General features: G+C 44.8%; 3 protein-coding genes. 1 reads left to right on the forward strand and 2 read right to left on the reverse strand.

Going from position 1 to position 2,120, the window contains the following annotated elements:
* Positions 1–93: 93 nt before the first annotated feature.
* Positions 94–279: a hypothetical protein gene (locus H8K52_RS20515; RefSeq protein ID WP_186924774.1), complete on the reverse strand. Its 186-nt coding sequence runs from the start codon at positions 277–279 to the stop codon at positions 94–96.
* A gap of 2 nt (positions 280–281) precedes the next feature.
* Positions 282–896: a hypothetical protein gene (locus tag H8K52_RS20520; protein ID WP_186924775.1), complete on the reverse strand. Its 615-nt coding sequence runs from the start codon at positions 894–896 to the stop codon at positions 282–284.
* Between the two features lie 204 nt (positions 897–1,100).
* Between H8K52_RS20520 and H8K52_RS20525 the strand changes: the two genes are divergently transcribed.
* Positions 1,101–2,009, forward strand: a complete 909-nt coding sequence (locus tag H8K52_RS20525) for an MFS transporter (RefSeq protein WP_425507563.1) — start codon at positions 1,101–1,103, stop codon at positions 2,007–2,009.
* The last annotated feature ends 111 nt before the right edge of the window (positions 2,010–2,120 follow it).

The raw sequence follows: 2,120 nt of genomic DNA on the forward strand, positions 1-2,120 counted from the left end.
TTCCCGAGCTGTGCTTCTAAAAGTCATCTTTGCCGATTTTATTATGATGGTAAATTTGCCTGCAAAATCTGGGCGCTCATAGTAAAGTGTCCTTTATTTTTGCAGGCAAATTTGCCGAGGTCTACGGATCACTCGCACTGCTTTTCCCGCCACATAGGACCCAATGGCTCGACACATTTTCTCAAATGCTTCTCTCTTCTCCAGCGATAAGGCCAATGGATCCACCATAGGCCAAATACTAAGATCGATCGTTTGAAATTCCGGTTTGCGGCGATTCATGATCATCCTCCACTAGGTTCAAAATAAGTCAGAAATGAAAGCGGCTCAACGTGTAATGAAGGAGCCTCTAATATTCCTTTGTGAAGCAGATGAAAGAGGGCCGCACGAATAAGGGTTGGATCACCTGTTACAAATTCACGTTCAATGCGTGCCAATTGCATTGGCTCCTTAATGAATTTGGTAATTGATCTCTCTAAGGATGGCGAAATATGCTCGCGACTAGCTATAATGATTGGCAGTAAGCGCTGCCAGTTGTTAATCCAAACACGTGCTGCACTCAAATCACTTAACGTTATTATCCTGATCGGTACCTTCGACTTAGAAGGGCATGGCTTAAGGTCAAGAATACTTGGATCAATCACCAAAAATTCTTCCTGAGATTTGCGCTTAATCCAATAGTCCGCTAGTCGTTTGCAGTCTTCAAACTCCAAATGTGTAGGGCGCTCACAAAAAGATTCAACCGATGGATCGGTTTCAAGAAGAATCCATAGATTAAATGCCAAATTTCCATAGCATTGAAGACGTCTTCCAAGTTTGATACTGAACGCTTCAATGAGGCGAGCTCCGCGCGGGCGAATGGATTGAATCGGCAGTTGAAATCGAGTGAAATCATTCATGATTTCAATAACTTACCGCATGCTCTACTTTTTCAATGCCGCAAGTAGACACATTTACTTTGCTGTGCTTCGTGTAGTCACATTTACTTTCTTTGATACGATGGTAAATTTGTCTGCAAAATTTACCTTATCATAGTGAGGTAAGTCTATTTTTTGCAGACACATTTACTTTCGTCTACGTTTTCGGATGCCTATGGACGCAAGGTGATTCTCATTGCTGGCTGGGTGATCGCGATACCTGTGCCGTTTCTATTGATGTGGGCACCATCTTGGAATTGGATATTATTGGCGAACCTATTTTTGGGTATTAGTCAGGGACTCACATGGTCAACCACGGTGATCATGAAAATTGATCTGGCCGGATCGCAGAATCGCGGTACGGCGATGGGCATTAATGAATTTGCTGGTTACTTTGCGGTGGGATTGGCTGCGTTAGCGACTGGCTGGATCGCCACTAACTACGGATTACGACCACAGCCATTTTATTTGGGCGTGGTGTTTGTTGTGGCAGGCCTACTATTGTCAGTGCTAGTGGTGAAGGAAACCAAAGGACATGCAACGCAAGAAGCGACATTAAGTAGCCAGACATTACAAATATTGCCTTCGCAAAAAGACATTTTTTGGCAAACAACTTGGCGTAATCCCAACCTATCGGCGATCAGTCAGGCTGGCTTAGTTAACAACCTTAACGATGGCATGGCTTGGGGATTATTTCCGTTAGTGTTCGCCACCGCTGGTATGAGTTTTACGCAAATAGGAACACTGGCAGCGATTTACCCCGGCGTTTGGGGTATCTGCCAGTTGTTTACAGGAGCCTTATCTGACCGTATCGGACGTAAGTGGTTAATTGTAGTGGGAATGTGGGTACAAGCTGTAGCAATTGCACTGATCATTATCTATAACAGTTTTGCTTGGTTTATGTGCGCCGCTATTTTATTGGGCATTGGCACGGCAATGGTCTATCCAACTTTATTGGCTGCCATTGGCGACGTGGTCAATCCCGCTTGGCGCGCTTCCACGGTCGGCGTCTATCGTTTGTGGCGGGATATGGGGTATGCCATTGGTGCGTTGTTGTCTGGCGTGATAGCAGATGTGTTGGTTCTGTCGCAATAAGCTGTCTCTGTTAGACTGATGATCCGACAAAATATTTGATTCATGCAATGAATGACGAGCTACGCAAGCTACTCAAACGAATGCATTATCCGCTCGAAGTAATGCTGACCT

Origin of the sequence: Affinundibacterium seohonense (assembly GCF_014284305.1) — a bacterium.
Lineage (GTDB): Bacteria > Pseudomonadota > Gammaproteobacteria > Burkholderiales > Burkholderiaceae_D > Undibacterium > Undibacterium seohonense.